Below are 23903 nucleotides of genomic sequence, written 5' to 3' on the forward strand. Positions count from 1 at the left end.
CTTCTGCAGCCGACACCTGATGAAATGGAGAACTCATGAAACTTTCATGCGCACAATCTGACCGCGCCGCTGGCGTCATGCTCGGTATGGCCTCCGGCGATGCCCTCGGCGCTGGCTACGAATTCGGCCCCGCCTTTGATGGCCCTGTCGTTATGAAGGGTGGCGGCGGGTTCAACTGGGCCGCGGGCGAGTGGACGGATGACACGTCCATGGCCATCCCGATCCTGCGAGCCGCGGCATCCGGCCGTGACCTGCGCGACGAAACGGTTCTCGACGAAATCGTTGCGGCGTGGGTCGACTGGGCCACGACGGCACCGGATGTCGGCATCCAAACCAAGGGCGTTCTGAACGGCATCGAGGCTACGGCGAGCGCCGCTCGAACCTCCGCGAAGCGACTGCATGACGCTCGCGGACGCAGCGGCGGCAACGGCTCCCTCATGCGCACCGCCCCAGTCGCGCTCGCCTACCTCGATGACCCGACCGGGCTCGTCGAGGCCGCTCGCGCCATCAGCGACCTCACCCACTTCGAGGAGGATGCCGGCGACGCCTGCGTGCTGTGGTGTTTCGCAATCCGGCACGCCATTCTGGCTGGAGAGGTTGATGTTCGGGTCGGGCTTTCGGCGTTGGAGCCAGACCGGGCCGAGCTGTGGACGGAACGCATCGTGGCCGCCGAAGCCCAGCAACCACGCGACTTCACCAAAAATGGCTGGGTGGTTGAAGCGTTCCAGGGTGCCTGGTCGGCGATCGTCAATGGCGACTCCCTGGTCGATATTCTTGAGCGCGCCGTCCGGGGCGGAAACGACACCGACACGGTCGCCGCAATTGCGGGCGGTTTGGCCGCGGCCGGCTGGGGCTTCTCATCAATCCCGGCAGCATGGCAGCGCATCGTGCACGGCTGGCCCGGGCTGCGCAGCCTGGATCTCGTGCGCCTCTCTGCCGAGGTCGTCAGTGGCACGCCTGCGCTTGAGCGCGTCGACTACTCCGCATATGGCGACATCTCGACTCTGGTACAACATCCGCATGACAACGGGGTGTGGCTCGGAGCGGTCGGCGCCCTCGACAACCTTCCTGCCGAAGTGGATGCCGTCGTCACTCTGTGCCGCATCGGCTCGAAGCAGGTGCCTGCCCGCATTCGCGAACGCGTCGAGATCCGCCTGATCGACAAAGCTGATCCGGCCGCGAACCCCAACCTCGACTTCGTACTCGCGGATGCAGCGGATGCTGTTGCCGCGCTCCGTGCCGAGGGCCACACGGTGCTGCTGCACTGCGTTCAAGCGCAGAGCCGCACCCCTACCGTCGCCGCGCTCTATGCGGCCCGCCACCTCAACGTACCTATCGATCGCGCGCTCTCCGCGGTCTCGGCGGCGTTGCCCCGTGCACGCCCCAATCGCGCATTCCGCGATGCACTGCGGGGCCTCTCGACTAGTTAGTGCCCGCGATGATCTTGGATCGTCATCCGTGCCCCAAAGGCTGGCTTGCGAAACCCGGATGCCGTGATGAGTCGCACCACGCGTTGGCGATGGCCGCGCCAGGGCTCGAGCAGTTCGAGCATCCGCTCATCGTCAACAGGTTCGCCAATCAGGGCCCAGCCGACAACGGCGGCCAGATGGTAGTCGCCGACGCTGGGGCTGTCGGGGTCGGCGTGGGAGCGCTGCATGGTTTCGGCGGCCGTCCACACGCCAACGCCCACGACTGATCGCAGCGCGGTCTCAATGCGCGGCCCGCCACGACCCCAATCGGCCGTGCGCTCGAGGGATGCCGCTACTTGCGTCGCGCGCATCACGGTCGCCGAGCGCTGGGGCCCGACTCCTGCGCGGTGCCACTCCCACGACGGAATCCGCGCCCAACCCTGAGGCGTCGGCACGACCCTCATCTTGGCCGGGGCAGGACCGGGCGCCGGCGAACCATGCTTGGTGATGAGGATGCGCCATCCCCGCTTCGCTTCAATACCCGTGACCTTCTGCTCGAGAATGGCCATCGCTAGTGCCTCGAACACGAGCTTGGTGCGCGGCAACCGCAAGCCGGGATTCTGGCGCTGCGCTTCAGCGGCGAACGGAAGCGCCGAGATGTCGAAGTCGTTCCAGTCGTCGCCCTCCCCCAGCAGCTCGGGAACACTCTCGATCGCCCACTCGGCTCCGGCGCCCCACGCGGTGCACTCCACATGCGACTGGTGTTGCACGAGGAGCAGAGTAGCCGGGCCGTGCGGCGTGAGCATCGTGCGCCAGGTGCCCGCGGCATCCACGTGCATCGTGGGGTCGCCAGCACCACGTTTAAGAGGCGCCAATGTTGCCCGCACATCGACCGGCCGTCCAGGCGCAAAACGCGTGCGAACAGGCTCGTCGACGGCGAGCGCGAAAGTCATGAGAAATAGATTACGCGCCACCCCTGACGTAAAGTTTCACTCATGCTTCTTCTTGGCGGCGCGATCATCGCAGCATTGATTTTTGGTGCCCTCCACGCCAAGGCTCACGTGCCCACAATGAAGCGAGCACCGCGCGCCGGCGCCATTCTTTTGGGATTCGCCGGCGCCTTGGCGGTCTTGCTCTTGCAACCGTCTGCCCAACTAAGCCTGTCGACACTCGTGACCTACGCCGTGTGCTTTCTGCTGGCATCCATCGTTGCGACCGGGGTGCTCTGGCATCAGCTTCTTCCCGATTCTGGGCGCACGCTCGTGCAGACCATCGGCCGCAGCTTTCTGCATCCCCCAGCCATGGTTGACGAATGGATGCTCTGGCCGGAGTCAGAAGTCGACAGTGCGACCGCCACCGAGAACACCGAGCGGCAGTAGCGGCCGATGTTCTGGTTTTGGGCGTTTCTCGCGATCGGCATCGCGACCGGTGTAGCGCTGAGCGGCGCGCGAACGCCTGTCATCCGTCACGTGCGCATGATCGGTGTCGTTGCTATTGGCACCGGGCTCGTTCTGCTCATTTTGTTCAACTCGACGGCATCGTCAGAACTCACCTTCGTCTATGCCATCGCCGTTGCTCTGAGCGAGTTGACCTGGACGGCGCGAACGTGGACTCGCCTCTTTCCTGAGTCCGGAATGAGCTTTCGCGATCTCTTTCTCGACGAACTTGTCGCTCCGAACCGGGTACGGATCGCCTACGCCCAGATGCTTCTCGAGCGCGATGGCGATCCCCTCGGGGCAGACCCCGAAACACCCGTCGAGGCAGAAGACGATCCCAACGATTCGAGCGACGACACGGATGATCCGGATGCCGGCCCACCGCTGCCACCTGCTCCGCGCGGGTTCCCCGCCTAACAGCCGTAAACTTGCCTCGTGGCTGTTCCTAAGATCCTTCTCTTTTATGTGTTCACGCCGCTGGCCGATCCGGAGGCTGTGCGGTTGTGGCAGCGCGACCTCTGTGAGTCTCTCGGCCTCGGCGGTCGCATCATCCTCTCCAAAGACGGCATGAATGGCACCGTCGGCGGCGAGCTGAAAGATGTGAAGCGCTACATTCGCAAGACGCGTGACTACCCCGCGTTCAAGAACATCGACTTCAAGTGGAGTGAGGGCATCGGCGGCGACTTTCCGAAGCTCAGCGTGAAGGTACGCGACGAGATCGTCAGCTTTGGTGCTCCCGGGGAACTTCAGGTAGACGAGAACGGCGTCGTGGGCGGCGGCACGAAGCTCAGCCCCGAAGAACTCCACGAACTTGTTGCCCGCAAAGAAGTCACCTTCTTCGACGGTCGCAATCCCATCGAGGCCGCGATCGGCAAGTTCACCGACGCGGTGGTTCCGGATGTCGACACCACTCGCGACTTCGTCGCCGAACTCGACAGCGGCAAATACGACCACCTCAAAGACACACCGATCGTCACCTACTGCACGGGCGGCATCCGCTGTGAAGTGCTCTCCTCTCTTATGCGCAGTCGCGGCTTCGGCGAGGTGTACCAACTCGACGGTGGCATCGTTCGCTACGGCGAGAAATACGGCGACTCTGGCCTGTGGAATGGTTCGCTCTACGTTTTCGACAAACGCATGTCAATCGATTTCACCAAGGAGGCCGAAACCATCGGCCACTGCTACCTGTGCGATGCGCCCACCAAACGGGTGGAAAACTGCCACAACCCGGCCTGTCGCGAGCTCTTCGTCGTGTGCGATGAACACGCAGCCGTCGCCGCGTGTGCCGCGCATCCGATTCCGGCAGCGGTCGCGTCGCAATAGCTCCCCCGGCTATCGAGCGAGCGCACCAACGCTCAGGCCGTACGTAACCGGTGGCTCGCATCGCAGTCAAGATGCGCAATGATAGTTGCATGAAGATTGGCATCCTGACCAGCGGTGGCGACTGCCCCGGACTGAACGCGGTTATCCGCGGCATCGTGCTCAAAGGCACGCAGGTTTACAACAAAGAGTTTGTCGGCTTCCGCGACGGCTGGCGCGGTGTTGTCGAAGGCGACGCCATGTCCCTCGAACGTAAAGACATTCAGGGCATCTCCAAGCAGGGTGGCACCATTCTGGGCACCTCGCGCACGAACCCCTTTGAAGGCACCGACGGCGCAGACACGGTGCGCGAAAACATGGAACGCCTCGGCGTTGACTCGCTCATCGCCATCGGCGGCGAAGGCACGCTTGCTGCTGCCAAACGATTGACGGATGCCGGCATCAAGATCGTCGGCGTTCCCAAGACGGTTGACAACGACCTTTCAGCCACCGACTACACGTTCGGCTTCGACACTGCCACGCAGATCGCGACCGACGCCATGGACCGCCTGCGCACCACCGGCGACTCACACGGCCGCTGCATGGTTGCCGAAGTCATGGGCCGTCACGTCGGCTGGATCGCTTTGCACTCCGGTATGGCTGCCGGCGCTCACGCGATCCTCATCCCTGAGCAGAAGACGAGCATGGCGCAGATCGTGGAGTGGGTAAATTCTGCTCGCGACCGCGGCCGTGCCCCGCTCGTTGTTGTTGCCGAAGGCTTCACCCTCGACACCATGGATGATGCCCACTCCGAACGTGGACTCGACGCTTTCGGTCGCCCCCGCCTCGGCGGAATCGGCGACCAGCTTGCGCCCGAGATTGAAGCTCTCACCGGTCTCGAAACTCGGTCGACCACTCTGGGTCACATCCAGCGCGGCGGAACGCCAAGCGCCTACGACCGTGTGCTCGCCACCCGCTACGGACTGGCAGCGGTCGACGCCGTCATTCACGGTCGCTGGGGTCGCATGGTCTCGCTGCAAGGAACCGAGATCACCAACGTTGCGTTCGAGGATGCCCTCGGCAAGCTCAACACGGTGCCGCAGTCGCGCTACGACGAAGCCGCCATCCTCTTCGGCTAACGTCAAATCCGAAGCGCGAGTGACACAGCCCAGCGGCGGCGTCACTCGCGCTTTGTCGTTCTGCGCTTTGTCGTTCTGCGCTTTGTCGTTCTGCGCTGTGCAACAACACAGCCTGCGGTCCTAGGCTGGCAGCATGTGGCGTGGAATCGAAGTAATCAAGAACGAGTCCGACCGTCAAGCTCCGGCGCAGGTCGAGCTTTCTGAGCGACTGGATGACAGCATCCTCATGGATGGCGATGTCACCATCGATGTCGAGTTCTCAAGCCTCAACTACAAAGACGGCATCGCACTCACGGGCAAACCTGGCATCGTTCGCGCCCCTCGTCTGATCGCCGGGATCGACCTTGTTGGCGTCGTCGCCGAGTCGACCGATGACCGCTTTAGTGCTGGTCAGCGGGTTCTGGTGAACGGTTGCGGCCTCAGCGAAACTCACCATGGTGGTTACGCTGAGCGTGCGCGCGTTCCGGGTGATTGGGTTGTTCCGGTGCCTGCCGGCATCAGCAACCAGCAGGCGGCTGCCATTGGCACCGCCGGCTTCACCGCAATGCTCTCGGTGCTCGCGATTGAGCGCGGCGGAGTCTCCGGCGAGGTGCTCGTCACGGGCGCTGCTGGCGGAGTGGGGTCTGTGGCGATCGCACTACTCAGCAAGCTCGGCTACACCGTTACGGCATCCACTGGTCGCGAGAGTGAACATGACTATCTGCGCCAGCTTGGCGCCACAACCATCATTGATCGTGCTGAGCTCAGCACCGAGCCCAAAGCCCTCATGAAGCAGCGCTGGGATGGCGCGGTTGACGCGGTTGGCGGCATCACGCTCGCCTCCGCGATCGCCGCTACCCAGTACGGTGGCACGGTGACCGCGTGCGGCAATGCGCAGTCCAGTGATCTTCATACCAGCGTGATGCCGTTCATCTTGCGCGGTGTGAGCCTGGTGGGCATCAACTCTGTGTTCACGCCACGCGAGCTGCGCCTCGAAGCGTGGAGTCGCCTTGAGCGCGATCTGGATCTCGAACTGCTAGCCGGAACCACGACCGTGATCGGGCTGAGCGACACCATCGCCGCCGGCGCAGACATCCTCGCTGGCCACATCAGGGGGCGCACCGTGATTGACGTACGCGCCTAGCCCTGCCGGGCACGACAGCGGCACGACGGCGGCGCGCCTAGCACCACCGCTGTGCCACACTTTCGAGTATGAACAACCTTTTCGCCATTCTCGGATCAGCTTTTGTCTTTCTTGCCGCGCTCGTACACATCATGATTTTCTTCATGGAGAGCGTACTGTGGCACACCCCGCGCGTGCAGCAGATCTTCGGGGTGCGAAGTGAGGATGCCCCGATCATCAAGCCGTGGGCCTACAACCAGGGCTTCTACAACGCCTTCCTCGCTCTCGGTGCCGGAACCGGTCTCGTCATGATGGGCTCAATCAACCTGTGGCCCGCTGGCATCGCTCTGGCGATGTTTGCCGCGCTCAGCATGGTGCTTGCTGCCATTGTGCTCATTACATCGCAGCGCACGATGGTGCGCCCGGCGATCATCCAGGGCGTTCCTCCCCTGCTCGGGATCATCTTCTTGGTTCTCGCGCTCAACCTCGGCTAACGAAAAGGGGAGGCCGATCAGATCAGCCTCCCCGTTACCACTCAGCGTGCAGTTCTTCTCCGCCTCACCACCAAGAGAACCGCTCCGGCAAGCACACCGACAAGACCGACGGTGAGCAGCGCACTGATTCCTTGAGCGCCAGTGAATGCCAGCAGTGCTGGTGTGTAGGTGTTCACCAGTGTGGCGCTGTGTGCGGCGGGTACCTCATCCGCGGCTGTGGCAGCGTGCGCAACCGTCACCGTTTGGGGCCCATTGCGCTCCTGCTCGCCAAACCATCCGAGCATTCCATCTTCGGTAACGATGCAGTCAGCTCCCTGCGGAATACCGTCGATTCTGGCGGTGTACCCGGTGGCAGCGTCGAGAGTCAGCGCTCCAACCGAGCCCATGTCCACGGGGGCTCCGAACACGCTGCACTCGACCCCGGCGGTAATCGTCTGGGGCGCACGGCCAGCCTCAGATCCTTCCATGACCTTGTTGATGGTGATCGAGCCGGCGAACAGGCCGATCCCTGCCTTGATGGGCTCTTCCGGCGATGGCGGGTTCGGCCCAGACACGTAGGTCGTGTAGTACCCGAAGGAGTTCCACGCGTGCACATCTTCGAAGGGCACGCTCAGGGGCACTCGGCCAGCGGAGTTCGAGCTGCTCGGCATGTTCGTCGTCGTGTAGTTCACGGTGAGAACGGATGCTGGTGGCAGTGCACCGTCCGCAAGGGCACTGAAATCGAACACCGCCTTGATTCCGGTGACCGTCGCTCCGCTTCCGGCGGCGAGGCTGCTCGAGGGCATCCAGTCTCCGGTTGCACAGTCTGCGGTGGCAGGAAAGAGGTCGGCCGTGCAGACGTTCGCATCGGTCGTGTAGTACCAGTCGAATCCGACTCCAGGAGTCGTGCTCGTGAAGCTCACATCGCCGTTGAACTCAGGGGCAAATGCCGACCCTCGCGGTGACGGGTCAACGACGCCGGTATCACCGACGTGAGGGAAGATATCGATGAGCTCAAGCGAGGCTGCACCGATCGTTCCGCCGTTGATGAGCTGCAGCTTCCACTCGTCGGTTCCCCCGATCGTGCTGTTTGCGGCGCAGGGGTAGCGGTAGTAGCCGCCAGCATCCGGCGTGCAGTTCACACTCGGGTTTACGGAGTTAGACGCGGTTCCGGCTGTCGATTTCACGCCCTTCTGGGCTGAGAACGAACCAAGCGCCAGAACGGTGACGACGTTGCTCGTCGAGCACGTGTTGTCAGCGAGGGTGACGGCGCGACCGTTGCTGCTGTTCAACGGAGCACACGCCTCGAGTTGACGGTCATTGGTGACAGTCATTCCGTTGTCCGCGACAGATGCTGCTGCTAGTCCTGGCTTCACTTCGAGCCGCAGGGTGATGGAGTAGGTTTCGCCGGGAGCAAGTCGAGCGCCCGTCGGCCACGTGAAGCTAATTTCTCCGGTGGCCGCATCGAAGCTTCGCACGACCTGGGCGGCATCAGTGGTGAGGGTTCCCCCGCTAGTGGTGGAATAGACGGGGTTGTCCGTTGGCACAAACGTCAGCGAGCTATCCGCAGGAAGAACGTCGGTCACGACCGGGTTCACGAGGTATCCGGTTCCGGTATTGCGCAGGCGCAGAGTGAACGGAATCTCTTTTCCGGCTGCAGTTTGACCGATCGACGTCTTTTCAATTGCCATCCGAGCCGTGCCCGCGTTCAGCGTGAACGTTGCGTCCGCAACATCGTTATCTACGAGAGCATCGTGCGTTGCCGTCACTCCGACAGCGTTGGAGATCTGTCCGGCAATGGTTTCGCCCGGCATGATCGCCGAACTCTCGGATGTCGTGACTGCCCCAGAACCGTCGCGCAGTTGAGTGCGCAGCTGGGTTTCGATCTGCAGATTTACGACATCGTTGGTGCCGGAGAACTCGGCTCCATCAGCGCGGGCGAAGGTTGCACGCACGCCAATAATGTCGGCAGGATCAACGCTGGCCGGAAGAGCCGCGAGCGCCTGAGTCGTCGCACCATCGCCGCTCCACGTTGTTCCGACCAGGGCCTCGATTTCCACGCGATCAGCCCCGGCGGGCATGGTGGGGATGTGGGCAGCAACGGCGGTGAACGCGTTCCAGAATGTTGCGGCGTCATCCTGAACTGTCAGGATTTTGGGGGCGACCGTTCCTGTCGAGCGTGCCCGCAGGTCGACGAGAACGGGCGTGCTCGGCGCCGCGATGACCGCACTGTTGGGGGCGATCGATTTTCCGGCGACCACAGCGATGAACCCGTCATCAATCGCGAGCGGACTCGTGGTGATGTCTTGGTTGTAAATGCTCGGGTAGAGAACGTTGTCGTGCACTCCGACAAGAACAGAGTTGGGAACGCTGATCGCCGTGATGGGTGTTTCCGCGTCACGCAGTGTCTGACGAAGCTGAGTCTCGAGGGTGACGGTAGCCCGCGCCCCTGCGGCGATGGTGCCGCCATCGGTGCTCTCTCCGGTGAACAGCGCTGTCACGCCAACGACGTCCTGAAGCTGGCTTGCGGTGAGTGCTTCCGCTTGGGCCTGCGTATAGCTGCTGCTGACGCTCAGAGTTCCTGCTGCATCTCGAAGCCAGAGCTGCACTTCTGTTGCCGTGATTCCGGAAGCACCAGACAGGCTGATGTCGATCCCTGTCAGATTGAGCCGCTCGAAGGGATTGTGGCTGGGGTCGTAGCTGGCCCCGACAAAGGGAACGTCGGTGACGTCGAACGCGCATGTCGCGGCGTCTAGGCAGAGCGACGGGTCAGTCAGACGTAACTGCCAGACGTTGGTTGGTGACGTGTTCTGCACCGTCGTTGTGTAGGTGGCGGTCGGGTAGTCAGCTTGAGCAACGCCCGGGCGGGGAATTGTCACGGTCGTAGGGGTTACTGACTTCGTTGCCTCTACCGTTGGTGGTGTTTGCACGATAGTAATGTCAGCAGAATCGGATGCCGCCTGAGGGGAACCCACAGCAGGCGTCGCAACGACGCCAACCGTGTTGCGCACCACTCCGGCATCCGGCTGGTTGAAGGTTTCTAGGGCCGTGACCCACTGGTCAGTCGTCGCTGAGTCGTCTCGTACAACATTGCGAAGTTCCCAGTCGAGATGAATTGTTCGTCCGGCTGTGGATGCTCCCGCATACGCCCCGCGAGGGAGGTTCGCTACGCCAGACCCTGCCGGTGGCGCGAGCGGGTCGGCGGAGGCCGCGATGATCGCGGCTCGATCTGCTCGCTCGACGAAAGTTAGCCGAACACCGATGGTGTCGGCACGTTCCGCGGCACTGAGGGTGTAGCCGGGAAAGTTGCCGACGCAGTTGGTTGCGGGGCTGCAGGCGGCACCGGTCACATCAACCCAGGCGTTGCTCGTGGCGCTGAACAGCTCAACGCGGTGCACAGCATCCCAACGAATCAACGGATCCTGCGCGGGGCTGATGGCGTCAATTCGAGTGAGATCGAAAGCTTGGAACATCGTGTTGGCGACTGTTGCGGCGGCAGGGTTCGGGGTGTCTGACACTGTCACCGTGTCATAGCCCGCGCTCTGAACGCCCCAGGTGAGAGTGCTTCCCGTTGCATCATGAGACTGCGCCAGAATTGTCGCGTCATCCATCGCCTTGTCGACGATCAATGGTGCCGGTCCGGTGCCCGGGCCGCCTTCGGTCGGGATGATTGTCGCGGTAGCGCATGCTGCAGCATCATCACTCAGACTTGTCGCATTGAGTGTGCCGTTAGCGGTTACTGCACCGCAGTTCTCGTAGTCGGTCCACGTTGCGCTGTCGATCGGTTCGCCAACGTTGGTGGTTCCTGTGCCGTCGCGTAATTCTGAGCGAGCTTCGAAGACGATGGTCGGTTTCACGGTCATCGCCCGGGCGAAGCCATCGGCATCCGTAAAGCTGAAGCGCAAGCCTTCCACATCGTCGGGAACAACTCCCGACGGCAGCATGGCGTCGAGGTTGCCCGAGAACATCTGAGCTGACGTGGTGGCGTCAATGACGCCGCTGGAGCCCGCCATGCTCTGCCAGCCGCTGCCATCAAAGTATTCGATGGTGAGAATTGAGCCCTGAGGAACTGCCGTGGCACCGATTGCTACCGGGGTAAATGCGTTCCAGTATTCGCTAGCGGGAAGCACGCCGGGGGCGCCCGGCTCGGTGATGGTGATCTCATCGGGACGCACCGTGCTGGTGCCGACCGGGGTAGTTGCCGTGAGCTCGACGATGCTGTTGCCCCCGGCGTAGACAGCACTGGGGCGGATGCTCTTGCTGAGCTCTACCTCGATTGCTGGCGTCCAGACAGCGAGATCAGCGCTAGTTGTTGCTGTTCCGGTGCCGGCCGCGTTGGTTCCCACAACATCGACGGCGTTTGAGTAGATGGATGCGCTGCCCGTGTTTATTGCTGCGGCAGCGGTCGTTTCAATCTGCACGCCAGCGCGAGCAGTTGCGCCAACGTCGATGGCGCCGGTGTAGTTGAGGACAAAGCCGGTGATGAACTGTCCGGCAGTCAGCCCGGGTGCTGCGGGAAGACCCGAAGCTTGCGTGAAGGCGCTTGGCGCTGGTGCTGTGCCCGTGTTGACGACCCACGTGACGGTGCCGGCGGTAGCCCCAGATGGCCACTCAGTCGCGGTGGCATCGAAGCCGTCAAAGATGATGCTGTCAGAGAAGAAGCTGCCGGCGGTGCTCGGCTCAGAAATGCTGAGACTCGTTAGCGCACCGGTCGAAGTATTTCGTGCCGCGATCGTCGCGACGGTGCTCTCCCCCGCCGGAATTTCCTCGGGGCTAAAGGACTTCGTGACGGCGACGCTGGCTGTCAGCGGGGCGACAACTTGGGTAGCGGTAGCGTCTGGTGCGTCCGCGCCACCGTCTGGGGTGACGATGGCAGCACCGGCGACGTTGACTCTGCTGCCGCCGGCGGCAAGCTCCTCGGTCGGGGTCGCACGATTCACGAGGCGTTGTGCGAGCGAAAGTTGAACGGTGCCGCTAGTTCCCCGAGGATCGATGGTTGCGCCAGTAGTTGCCGTGAAGGTGAATCGCAGCCCTTCGACGGCGGCGGGCAGAGCTCCGGTCGGCAGTGTTGCCGCCGTCTGGGCGTTGCCCGTCATCCAGACGCCGCCTACGAGAGCGTCGACCTGAATGCGGTCAGCTCCTTCGGGGAAGGTGACAGCACCGAGAGCATTCAGGTCATAAAAGTTGAAGGTGCTGGCTGCTGAAGCGGGTGATGCCGGCTCGGAGATCGTGAGTTCGGATGCCGAAATGTTTGAGGAGTTCGCGACCGTCAACGTAACGTTCGAGAGGTTTCCGGGGCCATATTCTGCCGCCGCCGGAGTCCAGTTCTTGCTCAGAGACGCCGCGATCACTGTCGGCACTCGCAGCGGAACAGTTGCTTGGGCTGTGCGCGGGAGCGCATTGACGGCCACGAGGTTGCCGTCATTGGTTACGGCGGTGCCATCCCAAGACATGCCGAGATCGTCGGGCACCTTGACCGTGATCTGAACGGTTCCGGTCGTGCTGTCGGCGAGGCCCGTGCTCGGTGGATCCGTATTGGCGACGGCATCCTCGAATGCCACTTCAACCCGATTGCCCGTCACCGTGACGGTCGATGACCCAACACCGGCCACGAGTGGGGAACCGACAATTTCGAGAGGCGCCGGAATCTCGTCGCTCAAGACGGCGTCAACACACCCGGTTGTCGTTGAGGAGCATCCGAACCCTAGCGTGTAGACGAAAGTTGCACCGGGCAGTTCAGCTCCCGTTGCACTCGCTGTCTTCGACAGGCTCAAGACTCCGCTGCCAAGCTCGTCGGCCTGCGCTGGCATCGCTGTGGCCAAACCGGAACCAGCGACAAGGACAGTGATCGCGAGGGCGGCTAACGATCGGGTTAGCCCCGACCAGGTTAGGCGCGGGGATCGACGGCGTGAAGAGGGCAAGGGCAGGGTCATTGAGAGCTTTCCAGTGTGTGGCCGGAAGCTTCGAATTCCTACGGGCAGGAAGACGTGGACTAGATTGTGCGCTGGTCGGGTCCCGGCAGATCTGAATCAAGCCTGCCGAGGGGCTCAAGAATTGAGCGCGCTCCGGGCGAAACATCACACTCCGGTTCACCCTTTTTGCGGTTTAATGCAAGAAATTACCCCCGACGGAGGGGCACAGCCGCTTAGCGGCTGATGTACTCGCAGAGCGTCTCCACGAGTGATTCGCTTGAGCGATCTTCCGCGATGATGTGAACCGTGAGTCCTGCCGCTCGGGCGTCGAATGCGGTTCGCGGACCGATACAGGCAACGATTGTCGTTTCCGGAAGCGGCGCAAGTTGTTCTGCTACTTGGCGCGCTACCGAGCCAGAACTGATCAAGACGGCAGAGATGCGGCCGGATGCAACATCCTCGCGCACCTTGTCAGATGCGGCCACTCCGACCGTGGTGTACGCCGAAACGGCCACCACTTCATGGCCAAGCACCCCGAGACCGTCAACCAGGGTCGTGTCGGCCAGATTGGACTGCGGCGCTAGGACGCGAAGCCCTGAATTTGCATCTGGCCACTCTTTGACAAGGCCACGGCCTGAATTGTCGAACTCGGGCACGAAATCGACCCGATGTCCGGCCGACGAAAGTGCGCCAGCGGTTGTTTCCCCCACCGCCGCAATCTTGGTATTTTCCGGGATCTTTACCCCGCTCGCCGTGAGTACATCTACGGTCGTCGCGCTGGTCACGGCGATCCAGTCAAACTGGCCGTCGTTGAGCTCATGAAAGGCGTTGGCGAGCGCAGGAACGTTTTCGGAGGGGGCGAAGTTGATGAGGGGTGCGATCACCGGAATTGCCGAGTGATCCCTCAGAAGTGCTGCGATGCTGTCGCCCCAATTGCCTCCGCGTGGGACGAGCACACGCAAACCTTCGAGTGCTTTTTTGGCCATGCTCTCTATACTCCCCCTGTTGGGGAGTTAGACGCTAATCGAGCTAGTCGTCGTCGCTGAGAATTGCCCATGCTACGACGGCAACAACCGACACTGCGGCGGCCGCTGCACCGATAATCCACGGCAGCGGGTTGCTGTCATAGGAGCTACGAACACGTGTTGCTACTTCATCGACGCGCTTGCCGACGTTGAACTTATCTTCGATCGCGTCAAGAGTGCGCTCAAGTTCTGCGCGGGCCTGCTCGATTTTGTCTTCGTTGTTTTCAGACATCATGACCTCCGCTTTCGTGTGCCTTTGATAGCACGGACATCGCTCTTAATACTTTCGATTGTGTCGGTGGGCGCTGGCGGCGTTCCCTTTTTGACCAGGGCAACCCCGATCAGCACCAGGATCGCCACAATGACCAGCAGGATGCCCGCCACGATCAGTGCCGCCGCCCAAGCCGGAACTACCTCGGCAAAGCCGAGCACTGCCGCCGCGATCAGCACCATCAGCGCAAAGAGCGCAAAGAATGCGGCACCGGCGAAGAGACCGATACCGATTCCGGCGTGCTTCAGCTTGGAGACCATCTCGCTCTTCAGCGATTCGATCTCGCCACGAACCAGATCGCCCAAGAGGCGAGGCACGTCGGCGATGAGCGCAGCTAGCGAACGTTTCGGTTCGCGTTGGGGGTCTGTTTTCGGTGATTCACCGTACATGGCAGCCCTACTTTGAGTTTGTGGACTTCGTCGAGGATGACTTTGACGAAGACTTCTTGGCGGCAGGCGTGGTTTTAGCGCTGCTGGTAGTCGTTGACGCGGCCGACGAGCTCTTGTTCTTGCTGCTGGCGACCTGCTTTACGACCTTCTTGGCTCCGTCAGCGAGAAATTCCGCGACATCCGGTGCCTTATCTTTCACGAAGTCTTCAGCCTGATGACGCTGTTCCGCAATGCGGGGATCATTCCACAGCTTGGCTGCCGTGGTCTTAATCTTTTCGTACTTTTCGCGGCCAGCGCGGGTTCCCAGCACGTAGCCAATGCCGAGTCCTACTACTAGGAGGATCTTGCCCTTCATGGTGAACTCCGTTTCCTGTTGCCGGTTGGTTCTTCCAACATACTCGCGATAGCTGCGGCCTGTGCTCAGGTTTCGCTGCTACCGCAGGTAGCCATTCTGGTTCATATTCTCAGATTGGCATAGGGAAGCACCCAGAACTCACACAGACTTTTCAGTTCTGCGGCGCTGGGTTCGCCTACTTCCGGGTTCGCCTAATTCTGGGTTCGCCTACTGCGGGGCGGATGCCGCGGCAGCAGCCTTCGCAGCGGCGGGTAGTGCCTCGACGATCTTCGAGACCACGTCATCGTCGTGGGCGGCCGAAACGAACCACGCCTCAAACACGCTCGGGGGCAGCGAAACCCCCGACTCGAGCATCGAGTGGAAGAAGGGAGCGTAGCGGTAGCCCTGCTGAGCTTTGACGTGCGCAAAGTTGAGTGGGGCATCCGCAGTGAAGGCGAACGAGAACAGGTTGCCCGCGTGCTGCACGACGTGCTCGACGCCCTCGGCGGAGAGTGCGGCAGACGTTTCGGTCGAGAGAGTCTCGGCAACCTGGTTGAGTCGCGAATACACGGCGTCGTCTGCGAGCCGCAGCGTGGCGAGGCCCGCGGCGACGGCGACGGGGTTTCCGCTCAGGGTGCCTGCTTGATAGACGGGGCCGAGCGGAGCCAGCAACTCCATGATGCGAGCCGAACCGCCCAAGGCAGCCAACGGCATCCCGCCACCAATGACCTTGCCAAAGGTGAAGAGGTCGGGAACCCAGCGTGCCTCAGGGGCTTCGGGGTTGGCGGCCGCTGCGGCGCGAGCATCCAAGCCCCAGTAGCCGGCGGGATCAACGCGGAAGCCCGTGAGAACTTCGTCGCTGATGGCGAGGGCGCCGTGCTCGTGGGCAATGCGCACGATGGTTTCGTTGAAGCCGGGCTGCGGGGCCAGAACACCCATGTTCGCGGCGGCGGCTTCGAAGATGACACCAGCGATGTCGTGGCCGTGCTCGGCGAAGACCTGCTCGAGGGCGGCAACATTGTTGTACTCGATCACGAGAGTTTGGGCGGCGGTCTCGGCGGTGACTCCGGCAGAGCCGGGCATCGAGAGCGTCGCGAGGCCCGAGCCAGCTTCGGCAAGGAGTCCGTCGGAGTGACCGTGGTAGTGGCCAGCGAACTTCACGAGCAGGCGACGACCCGTAGCACCGCGCGCCAAACGGATGGCCGTCATGGTTGCTTCGGTGCCGGTGGAGACCAGGCGCAAGCGCTCGATCGGGCTCACTCCCCCGACGCTGATTCGCGAGCGCACGAGTTCGGCGAGCTCGGTCTCGGCGGGAGTGGATGCTCCAAAGCCGAGGCCGCGCGACGCTGCCTGCTGAACGGCGTCGATCACTTCGGGATGAGCGTGGCCAAGGATGGCGGGGCCCCAGGAGTTGACGAGGTCGATGTAGGAGTGACCCTCGACATCCGTCACATAGGCGCCGGAAGCTTTGACGTAGAAGCGGGGAGTTCCGCCGACGGACCCGAAGGCGCGCACGGGCGAGTTCACGCCACCCGGCAGCACGCCGCGAGCGCGGTCGAAGGACTCCTGGTTGGTGGCGGGAGCGGTCGCGGTCGGGGTGGTGCCGCCGGTCGCTGCGGTGGTGCCGGTCGTGGGGGTCGTGTTGCTCATCGGCGTAGCCATTCTGCAAGCTCTGTTGCGTAGTAGGTGAGCACCGCTTCGGCGCCCGCCCTCTGGATGCTGAGTACTGATTCTTCGATCGCGCGATGGCGGTCGATCCAGCCGTGGGCGGCGGCGGCTTCGATCATCGAGTATTCGCCGGAGACTTGGTAGGCCCAGACGGGCACGCTGCTCACAGCGCTAGCGTCGGCGAGCACATCGAGGAAGCTCATCGCTGGCTTCACCATGACGATGTCGGCACCCTCGTCAATGTCGAGTTCGACTTCGCGGATGCCCTCCCGGCGGTTGGCGGGATCCTGTTGGTAGGCGCGGCGGTCGCCCACCAGCGACGACTGCACGGCTTCACGGAAGGGGCCGTAGAAAGCGGAGGCGTATTTTGCGGCGTATCCGAGCAAGGGGGTGTTGGTGTGGCCGGCATCGTCGAGCGCGTCGCGCACGGCGGCAACCTGGCCGTCCATCATGCCGCTGAGTCCGAGTAGTTGCGAGCCGGCTTCGGCCTGAGCAACCCCCATCTCGCGGTAGCGCTCAAGCGAGGCATCGTTGTCGACGATGAGCTCGGTTTCACCGGTCGCGAGGTTGGTGCGCTTGCGCAGCACCCCGCAGTGGCCGTGGTCGGTGAATTCGTCGAGACAGAGGTCGGTTTGCACCACGAGGGCGTCACCAGCCTCAGCGACAGCCGCGCGCGTGGCGACGTTCAAGATTCCGTTCGGGTCGATTGCGCCCGAACCCTCGGCATCCTTCGTCTCGGGAACACCGAAGAGCATCACGCCACCGATACCCAATTCAGCGGCCTGAGCAATGGTGCGGCGCATCGAGTCGAGCGAGTGCTGCTGCACGCCAGGCATCGAGCTGATCGGAACCGGCTCGCTCAGCCCTTCGCGCACGAACATCGGCAGAATCAGTTGGCTGGGATGGGTGCGGTTCTCGGCGACGAGGCGACGCATCGCTGGTGTCGACCGCAAACGGCGGGGGCGGATGATCACGCTCGCGCTCCCGTGAGATCCCCGGCACCCTGTGCCAGCAGTTCGTCGGCGACCCGCTGTGCTGCCTCGCGCGCCGGGTCTTCGACGTCGTTGACATACAGCGCGTGGGAGCTGGTGAGATAGCGGGAGCCATCGAGAGCGTAGACCCGCGCATCCAAGAACAGGAGGCCGTCGTCGATAACGGCGTGGGCTCCGAGGGGAGCCGAGCATCCGGCATCGAGGAAGGCCAAAACGTAGCGTTCAGCGTTTGTTTTGGTGCGGCTGGGTTTGTGGTCGAGCACGGCGGCGAGCTTCTCTTCACCGGTGCGGGTCTCGATGGCGAGAGCGCCTTGACCCGGTGCTGTTGGCCAGCCGGCGATACCGAGGTGCTCGGTCACGGCGTCAGCGCGACCAGCGCGGTCGAGGCCAGCGGCAGCCAAGATGACGGCATCGAGGTGACCATCGGTGACTTTGGCCAGGCGCGAATCGATATTGCCGCGCAGGTCAACAACCTCAAGGTCGGGGTAGAGCGAGCGCAACTGAGCTTGGCGGCGCGGCGAGCCGGTGCCCACGCGGGAGCCCGCGGGAAGCGTTTCGAGCGTGAGACCGTCGCGAGCACACACAACATCGCGCTCGTCGGCACGCTTGGGCACGGCCGCGATAGTGAGTCCAGGCACGGGAGCAGTCGGAAGGTCTTTGAGCGAGTGCACGACAACATCGCACTCCCCGGCGAGCAGAGCGTCACGAAGCGCGTTGGCAAACACTCCCTGGCCGCCAATCGTGGAGAGCGATTCCGTTGAGCGATCGCCCTGCGTGGAGATCGGGATGATCTCTGTCTCGACACCGGTCTTGCTTTCGAGCTGGCGCGCCACCGTGGTGGTCTGCGCCGTTGCGAGCGTGCTGCCTCGCGTGCCAATTCGAATTACGGTCACGGTGCTACCCCCGCGGCTGCCGGCTTAAAGCCGAGCCGCACGTTTTCACAGCACCCGGGACGACACACGTCATACCAGGGGCCGATTGTTGTTAGTGCGGGGCGGTCTGCCACCGGCACTCCATCCCGACGCTCCAACACGAGGTCAACAAGACCCGTGACGAATGCCGGATGCACGCCAGGCGTCGGAACGCGGACGGCAAACATGTTGTGGCCTCCCGCGGTTTCCAGCGCCTCCGTGTCGAGATCCCACTTCACTTCCATATGGTCAGAAATGAATCCGACCGGAACGATGACGACCGCTTCGATGCCGTCAGCGGCGAGCTCATCAATCGCATCGTTGATGTCGGGCTCCAGCCACGGCATCGAGGGCGGGCCACTGCGCGACTGATACACGAGACTGTGCGCCGGCTGCGGCGCGTCGGGCGAGTCAACAGCCTGCGCCGCCATGACCACTTCAGACACAGCGAGGTGCTGTGCGGCATACGCGCCACCCTCACCAAAGCCGCGTGATTCCGGACCGCTCTTGGCGGCATCCGTCGAAGGAATCGAATGAGTCGTGAAGAGCACATGAGTTTTCTCGGGCGCAATTCCCTTGGCAGCGATCTCAGCGAGACCACCACGGACTCCGTCAATAAACGGCTGCACGAAACCGGGGTGGTCGAAGAACTGACGCACCTTGTCGATCTGGATCGTGCCTTCAAGGCCGGTCTGCTCGAGCGCGATTGCGTAGTCTTCGCGGTATTGGCGGCAGCTCGAGTAGGAGCTGTAGGCGCTCGTGCCTACGGCGATGAGCTTCGTGTATCCGCGCTCATTCGCCTCGGTGAGCGCGTCGCTCAAGTAGGGGTTCCAGTTGCGGTTTCCCCACAGCACGGGCAGGTCGATCCCGCGGCGAGCAAGCTCGGCCTCGAGGGCTGCCTTCAGTTCGCGGTTCTGGTCGTTGATCGGGCTGACGCCGCCGAACGCGCGGTAGTGGTGAGCGACCTCTTCGAGGCGTTCCTCGGGGATACCTCGTCCGCGCGTGACATTGCGCAGGAACGGGATGACATCGTCTTGACCCTCTGGCCCGCCAAAACTGGCGAGGAGAATGGCGTCGTAGGCCACGGCTTCCTCGACATGTTCCGGGCCGGATGCTGCGGCATCCGTTGCTCCGAGAACGTGAGTCACGACAGCACCTCCGCGATCTCCTCCAGCGAAATGCGACGGCCCGTGTAGAAGGGAATCTCTTCGCGCACGTGACGACGAGCTTCGGTCTGGCGAAGGTGTCGCATGAGGTCGACAAGGTCAACGAGTTCGGGGGCCTCGAGCGCGAGCATCCACTCGTAGTCGCCGAGAGCAAAACTGGCGACAGTATTTGCGAGCACCTGCGGCATCTCAGAGCCCTTCATGCCGTGATCGCGCAACATCTTGCTGCGCTCAGCATCGGGAAGCAAGTACCAGTCATAGCTGCGCACGAAGGGATACACGGTGAGCCAGGCTTCTGGCTCCTTGCCGCGCATAAAGGCCGGCATGTGGCTCTTCGAGAACTCGGCGTCGCGGTGCACGCCCATCGCGTTCCACGTGGGAAGCAACGTCGCGAGGGGTTCGCTTCGGCGCAATTCGCGCAGCGCCCACTGAATGTCTTCGGGGTTCTCGCCGTGCAACCAGATCATCAGGTCGGCATCCGCGCGCATCGATGAGACATCGTAGAAACCACGGATGGTGACCCCACGGGCTTCAACGGCGGCGACGGCAGGCGCAAGGTCGCCGGTTCCTGCCACCCGGAGAGGATCGCGACGGAGCACCGCCCACAGCGTGTAACCCAAAACTTCGGTGGCTTTTTCGACGTCAGTCATGTCATCCATTCTCTCCCGCGCCTTCTGGGCACACTGGGAAATACCTCTACGTTAGGGGAACCTAACTAGTCTAGCTTCGTGGTTGTTGGCTCGGTTTCGTCAGCATCGTTGGTCTCGCCAGCATCGTTGGTCTCGCCAGCATCGTTGGTCTCGCCAGCATCGGCAGCGAGCGCCAGTGCCAGCAGCCGGTCGACTGCCACGTTCGCGTGCGAGACAATGCCGGCCAACCCGGTTCCGCCGACAGTCTCGCCGACGACGACCACACCGTCTGTTCGTTCTGCTTTCGCGAGCGCCGCGGGGCGAATCCACTGTTGCCGGGCGAAGTCGACGACCGACTCCGGGGGCAACGAAACACCCAAAAGCACTTCGGCATCGCGGCGAGCAACCTCGGCCAGATCGGCGGGCTCCTCGTTATACGAGAGACGCACGATATGGCGTCCCTCGGCATACTCGTTGAGCCAACTCCACTTCGACGTTGCGTGCGTGAGTGCTCGAGCCGAAACTGTGGTGCAGCCGGGGGCGACAAGCACTCCAGAACCGCGGGGTTCGGCCTCCAACTCTGGCGCATCGAGCACGAGAGTGGCGAGTGTCACGGTGCGGCCACGCACGGGAGCGAGGATGCCCGGAGCAGCAACAATCACGGTGCCGTCAAGGTTGGCGAGCTCTTCAACGCTCTCGATGCGTCGCTCGAATTCGACGATCACCCCGTAGGTGGTGAGGTCGGCGGCTAGCTCGGTAACGAGGCGATTGATTCCGCCGCGAATTCCCTGAACTGCTGTGCCGGCGGGCATTGCGTCGCGCATCGAGCGCACCGCCGTCGCCAGTGAACCGTGAAGCGCAAGGCGTTCTTTCAGCCCCGCAACGCGTTCGAGCGGAAGATCATTCGGGTGCAGGGAGTAGACGCCGTAAACGACGGGCGCAACAAGCTTCTCGACGACGGCCTTGCCCATACGACGGCGCACGAGAGCGCCGAGGGAAATGTCAGTGCGCTTGCCAAACCACGGAATCAGCGAATCGAGCTGGGCTCGAAGGGCACCACTAAAACCGATCACCGCAATCGTCTGCGCGTCGAGCGGAGTTGCCGGGATGCCCAAGATGCCCGTGCTGGGCAGCGGAACGGCCGCGCCATCCACGGGCTGCAGCCACGCACCCTCGTCACTCGGTGACACCACATCAGCGCCGAGACCGAGCTCGCGAGCGAGATCAGCAACAGTGTTGCCGCGGGTGGCGAAACTTTCGGCTCCGGCATCCAGATTGATGCCTCCGACGCGGTGGGATGCCACGGTGCCGCCCAGATGATCGCTTGCTTCAATGAGGCGCACGGTTCGGCCAGCCATCGCCAGTCTGCGCGCCGTGACGAGACCCGCGATGCCGCCGCCGACGACGGTAAATTCTGTCGTGCTCACAGCACTAACCCTCCTGGTGAACGAGCTCCACAATTTTGGTAAGCACATCCGGGTCGGTCTCTGGGCCGACGCCGTGCCCGAGGTTCACGACGTGGGCTGGAGCGACGCGGCCACGGTTCATGACGTCGCGCACGTGCGCTTCGAGAACGTGCCACGGTGCGCCAAGTAGGGCGGGGTCGATATTGCCCTGCAGGGGTACTCCGCCACCGAGGCGACGATCGGCCTCATCGAGCGGGATGCGCCAGTCAACGCCCATCACGTCAGCGCCGATGCCGTGCATGGCCTGCAGCACTTCGCCGCTGCCGACACCGAAGTGAACCTTGGGAACGTCATAGCCGCGAAGGTGAGAAAGAACGCGCTTGGAGTGCGGGGCAACGCGGCGCACGTACTGCTGCTCTGAGAGCGAGCCAACCCAGGAATCGAAGAGTTGCACGGCAGACGCCCCAGCCTCGACCTGTGCAATCAAGAACTCGCCGGCAACATCAGCACACCAGTTGAGCAGGTTTGCCCACGTTTGCGGGTCGGAGTACATGAGCGTGCGGGCACGCTGCTGGTCTTTGCTCGGGCCACCCTCAACCATGTACGACGCGAGAGTGAATGGAGCTCCCGCGAAACCGATCAGCGGGGTGCTTCCCAGTTGAGCAACGGTTTGTGCGACAGCCTCGCGGATCGGCGCAAACGCAGCAGGGTCGATGGGGTTCAGCTTCGCGACATCCGCTGCAGTACGAATCGGATTAGCGAAAACAGGGCCACGACCGGGAACGATCTCTACCTCAACGCCGGCAAGCTTGGCGGGAATAACGATGTCGCTGAAGAAAATGGCGGCGTCGACGTTGTGGCGACGCACCGGCTGCATGGTGATCTCGCTGGCGAGGTCAGGCGTGAGGCACGCTTCCAGCATTTCGTTGCCTTCGCGCAACTTGCGGTACTCGGGAAGAGAGCGGCCGGCCTGGCGCATGAACCAGACGGGAGTGGTTTCGGGGCGGTCACCCCGATAGGCCCGGATGATAGAGGAGTTAGCTGTACGGCCGTCGAGAAGAGGGTGGTCAGAATTCAAGGTCACAGGGTTAACATTAGGTTGTGCTCCTGTGTCTTAGCTCGAATCATCGCAACGCGAGCTTAGACGTACTCGAAAGTCTGTCTGAGGTCGCCCCGGCGGCCACCACCGACCTCGTTTCGCACAACGATTTCGTCGCCGGTGCCGTCGTCGTTGCCACCTGCAATCGCTTCGAGGCCTACCTCGATGTCGAAGAACCACTCACCGCTGCCTCGGCTGTCACCGTCTGCTCGCTCTTCGAATCGCTGAGCGAACGAACCGGTCTGAGTGTCGATACCCTGCGCGACTCCATCGCCGTTCACCAGGGTTCGGATGCCGCAGCTCACCTCTTTGCGGTGACCTCGGGTCTTGAATCTGTCGTGGTCGGTGAATCCGAAATCTCGGGTCAGGTTAGCCGCGCTCTCGATAAGGCTCGAGTGGACGGCACAACCACTCGCGAACTTGAGCGCCTCTTTCAGCGCGCCACCCACACAAGCCGCGGCATCAAAAACAACACCGCCATCGGTGGTTCGGGCAAGTCGCTCGTGCGTCTCGCCCTTGAGCTTGCGTCGAGCCGCGTCGCCGACTGGTCAACTACGCGTGTGCTTGTTGTCGGCACTGGCCGCTACGCCGTGACGACCGTGAATGCACTCCGCGATAAGGGCGCCCTCGATCTGCGCGTTTTCTCGCCCTCGGGCCGCGATGCAGCATTCGCCCTCAAGCACGGTCTCACGCAGAGCGAAGATTTCGACGTCGACGTCATTGTCACCTGCACCGTGAGCGCAGTCCTCGGTGCGGAACGATTCTCCGCAGCCAGCAAGTGTCTCGTGCTCGACCTCGGCCTCCCCCGCAACGTTGACCCTGCCGTCGGCCAGCTCGAGGGTGTTGACCTGCTCGATCTTGAAACCATCAGCCTGCACGCTCCCCTCGAAGAGCTCAATGCTCACTCGGATGCTCGTGACCTCGTGCGCACAGCCGCCCACGAATTCGCTGCCGAAAGCCAGGCGGAGCCCGCCATCGTTGCTCTTCGCAAGCACCATTTCGCTCTCCTTGAAGCCGAAATTGCTCGCGCGAAAGCCCGCGGAGCCGGCGAAGAAACTATTTCGGCGCTGCGTCACCTAGGCGGCGTCTTGCTGCACGGACCCTCTGTTCGAGCCCGCGAGTTTGCGGCTGACGGCCGGATCACCGAGTTCGACGCTGCTCTCTCGGCGCTCTACAACATTCCCGTCGAGCGTTCAGCGCGCGCCGCCGATGCCTCAGAACAACCACGTACCGCCTAGCGTTA

21 protein-coding genes are annotated in these 23903 nt (G+C 62.8%); 8 read left to right on the top strand and 13 right to left on the bottom strand.

The window, feature by feature from the left end:
• The first annotated feature begins 35 nt into the window (after nt 1–35).
• Entirely contained in the window at nt 36–1430 is a 1395-nt protein-coding gene (locus tag FFT87_RS01825; protein ID WP_219949685.1) for an ADP-ribosylglycohydrolase family protein, read from the top strand.
• On the opposite strand, the gene FFT87_RS01830 is transcribed toward FFT87_RS01825, so the two are convergent.
• Entirely contained in the window at nt 1427–2362 is a 936-nt protein-coding gene (locus tag FFT87_RS01830) for a DNA-3-methyladenine glycosylase (RefSeq protein ID WP_219949686.1), read from the bottom strand. The genes FFT87_RS01825 and FFT87_RS01830 overlap by 4 nt on opposite strands.
• A 42-nt stretch (nt 2363–2404) precedes the next feature.
• Between FFT87_RS01830 and FFT87_RS01835 the strand changes: the two genes are divergently transcribed.
• The 6 genes from FFT87_RS01835 (at nt 2405) to FFT87_RS01860 (ending at nt 6879) form a co-directional block, all read left to right on the top strand.
• On the top strand, nt 2405–2788 hold the full coding sequence (locus FFT87_RS01835) for a hypothetical protein (protein WP_219949687.1): 384 nt from the start codon (nt 2405–2407) through the stop codon (nt 2786–2788).
• A gap of 6 nt (nt 2789–2794) precedes the next feature.
• A complete protein-coding gene (locus FFT87_RS01840) occupies nt 2795–3262 on the top strand; it encodes a hypothetical protein (protein WP_219949688.1) in 468 nt (155 codons plus the stop codon).
• A gap of 18 nt (nt 3263–3280) precedes the next feature.
• The gene (locus FFT87_RS01845) at nt 3281–4168 is read left to right on the top strand and encodes a rhodanese-related sulfurtransferase (protein ID WP_219949689.1); all 888 of its coding nucleotides are present in this window, start codon (nt 3281–3283) and stop codon (nt 4166–4168) included.
• A gap of 89 nt (nt 4169–4257) precedes the next feature.
• Nucleotides 4258–5283 (top strand): 6-phosphofructokinase, encoded by a 1026-nt coding sequence (locus FFT87_RS01850; protein WP_219949690.1) that lies wholly within the window; start codon nt 4258–4260, stop codon nt 5281–5283.
• Between the two features lie 133 nt (nt 5284–5416).
• Nucleotides 5417–6406 (top strand): MDR family oxidoreductase, encoded by a 990-nt coding sequence (locus tag FFT87_RS01855; RefSeq protein ID WP_219949691.1) that lies wholly within the window; start codon nt 5417–5419, stop codon nt 6404–6406.
• Between the two features lie 68 nt (nt 6407–6474).
• Nucleotides 6475–6879: a DUF1304 domain-containing protein gene (locus FFT87_RS01860; protein WP_219949692.1), complete on the top strand. Its 405-nt coding sequence runs from the start codon at nt 6475–6477 to the stop codon at nt 6877–6879.
• 41 nt (nt 6880–6920) lie between these two features.
• Here FFT87_RS01860 and FFT87_RS01865 read toward each other — a convergent pair whose 3' ends face one another.
• From FFT87_RS01865 to hemE, 12 genes are all read right to left on the bottom strand, one after another.
• Nucleotides 6921–12791: a DUF5979 domain-containing protein gene (locus FFT87_RS01865; RefSeq protein WP_219949693.1), complete on the bottom strand. Its 5871-nt coding sequence runs from the start codon at nt 12789–12791 to the stop codon at nt 6921–6923.
• Nucleotides 12792–13003: 212 nt separating this feature from the next.
• Nucleotides 13004–13756, bottom strand: coding sequence for a uroporphyrinogen-III synthase (locus FFT87_RS01870; RefSeq protein ID WP_219949694.1), 753 nt, complete (start codon nt 13754–13756; stop codon nt 13004–13006).
• A 43-nt stretch (nt 13757–13799) separates the two neighbouring features.
• Complete coding sequence (locus tag FFT87_RS01875) at nt 13800–14027, bottom strand: DUF3618 domain-containing protein (protein WP_219949695.1); 228 nt, start codon at nt 14025–14027, stop codon at nt 13800–13802.
• A complete protein-coding gene (locus FFT87_RS01880; protein WP_219949696.1) occupies nt 14027–14455 on the bottom strand; it encodes a phage holin family protein in 429 nt (142 codons plus the stop codon). Before FFT87_RS01880 ends, FFT87_RS01875 begins: the two co-directional genes overlap by 1 nt.
• Nucleotides 14456–14462: 7 nt before the next feature.
• Nucleotides 14463–14810, bottom strand: a complete 348-nt coding sequence (locus tag FFT87_RS01885) for a YtxH domain-containing protein (RefSeq protein WP_219949697.1) — start codon at nt 14808–14810, stop codon at nt 14463–14465.
• 207 nt (nt 14811–15017) lie between these two features.
• On the bottom strand, nt 15018–16439 hold the full coding sequence (locus FFT87_RS01890) for a glutamate-1-semialdehyde 2,1-aminomutase (protein WP_219949698.1): 1422 nt from the start codon (nt 16437–16439) through the stop codon (nt 15018–15020).
• Nucleotides 16436–17392, bottom strand: a complete 957-nt coding sequence (gene hemB, locus FFT87_RS01895; RefSeq protein ID WP_255560111.1) for a porphobilinogen synthase — start codon at nt 17390–17392, stop codon at nt 16436–16438. The genes FFT87_RS01890 and hemB overlap by 4 nt, the downstream gene beginning before the upstream one ends.
• 35 nt (nt 17393–17427) lie before the next feature.
• Complete coding sequence (gene hemC, locus FFT87_RS01900) at nt 17428–18342, bottom strand: hydroxymethylbilane synthase (RefSeq protein WP_219949700.1); 915 nt, start codon at nt 18340–18342, stop codon at nt 17428–17430.
• The gene (locus FFT87_RS01905) at nt 18339–19508 is read right to left on the bottom strand and encodes a ferrochelatase (RefSeq protein ID WP_219949701.1); all 1170 of its coding nucleotides are present in this window, start codon (nt 19506–19508) and stop codon (nt 18339–18341) included. The genes hemC and FFT87_RS01905 overlap by 4 nt, the downstream gene beginning before the upstream one ends.
• On the bottom strand, nt 19505–20185 hold the full coding sequence (gene hemQ / locus FFT87_RS01910; protein ID WP_219949702.1) for a hydrogen peroxide-dependent heme synthase: 681 nt from the start codon (nt 20183–20185) through the stop codon (nt 19505–19507). The genes FFT87_RS01905 and hemQ overlap by 4 nt, the downstream gene beginning before the upstream one ends.
• A gap of 56 nt (nt 20186–20241) precedes the next feature.
• A complete protein-coding gene (locus FFT87_RS01915; protein WP_255560008.1) occupies nt 20242–21582 on the bottom strand; it encodes an NAD(P)/FAD-dependent oxidoreductase in 1341 nt (446 codons plus the stop codon).
• Between the two features lie 4 nt (nt 21583–21586).
• A complete protein-coding gene (gene hemE, locus FFT87_RS01920) occupies nt 21587–22645 on the bottom strand; it encodes a uroporphyrinogen decarboxylase (RefSeq protein ID WP_219949703.1) in 1059 nt (352 codons plus the stop codon).
• A 17-nt stretch (nt 22646–22662) separates the two neighbouring features.
• Between hemE and FFT87_RS01925 the strand changes: the two genes are divergently transcribed.
• Nucleotides 22663–23898 carry a glutamyl-tRNA reductase gene (locus FFT87_RS01925; RefSeq protein ID WP_219949704.1) on the top strand — a complete coding sequence of 412 codons (1236 nt, stop codon included), beginning with the start codon at nt 22663–22665 and terminating at the stop codon, nt 23896–23898.
• Nucleotides 23899–23903 lie beyond the last annotated feature (5 nt).

Origin of the sequence: Salinibacterium sp. M195 (assembly GCF_019443965.1) — a bacterium.
In the GTDB taxonomy this organism is placed as follows: Bacteria; Actinomycetota; Actinomycetes; order Actinomycetales; family Microbacteriaceae; genus Rhodoglobus.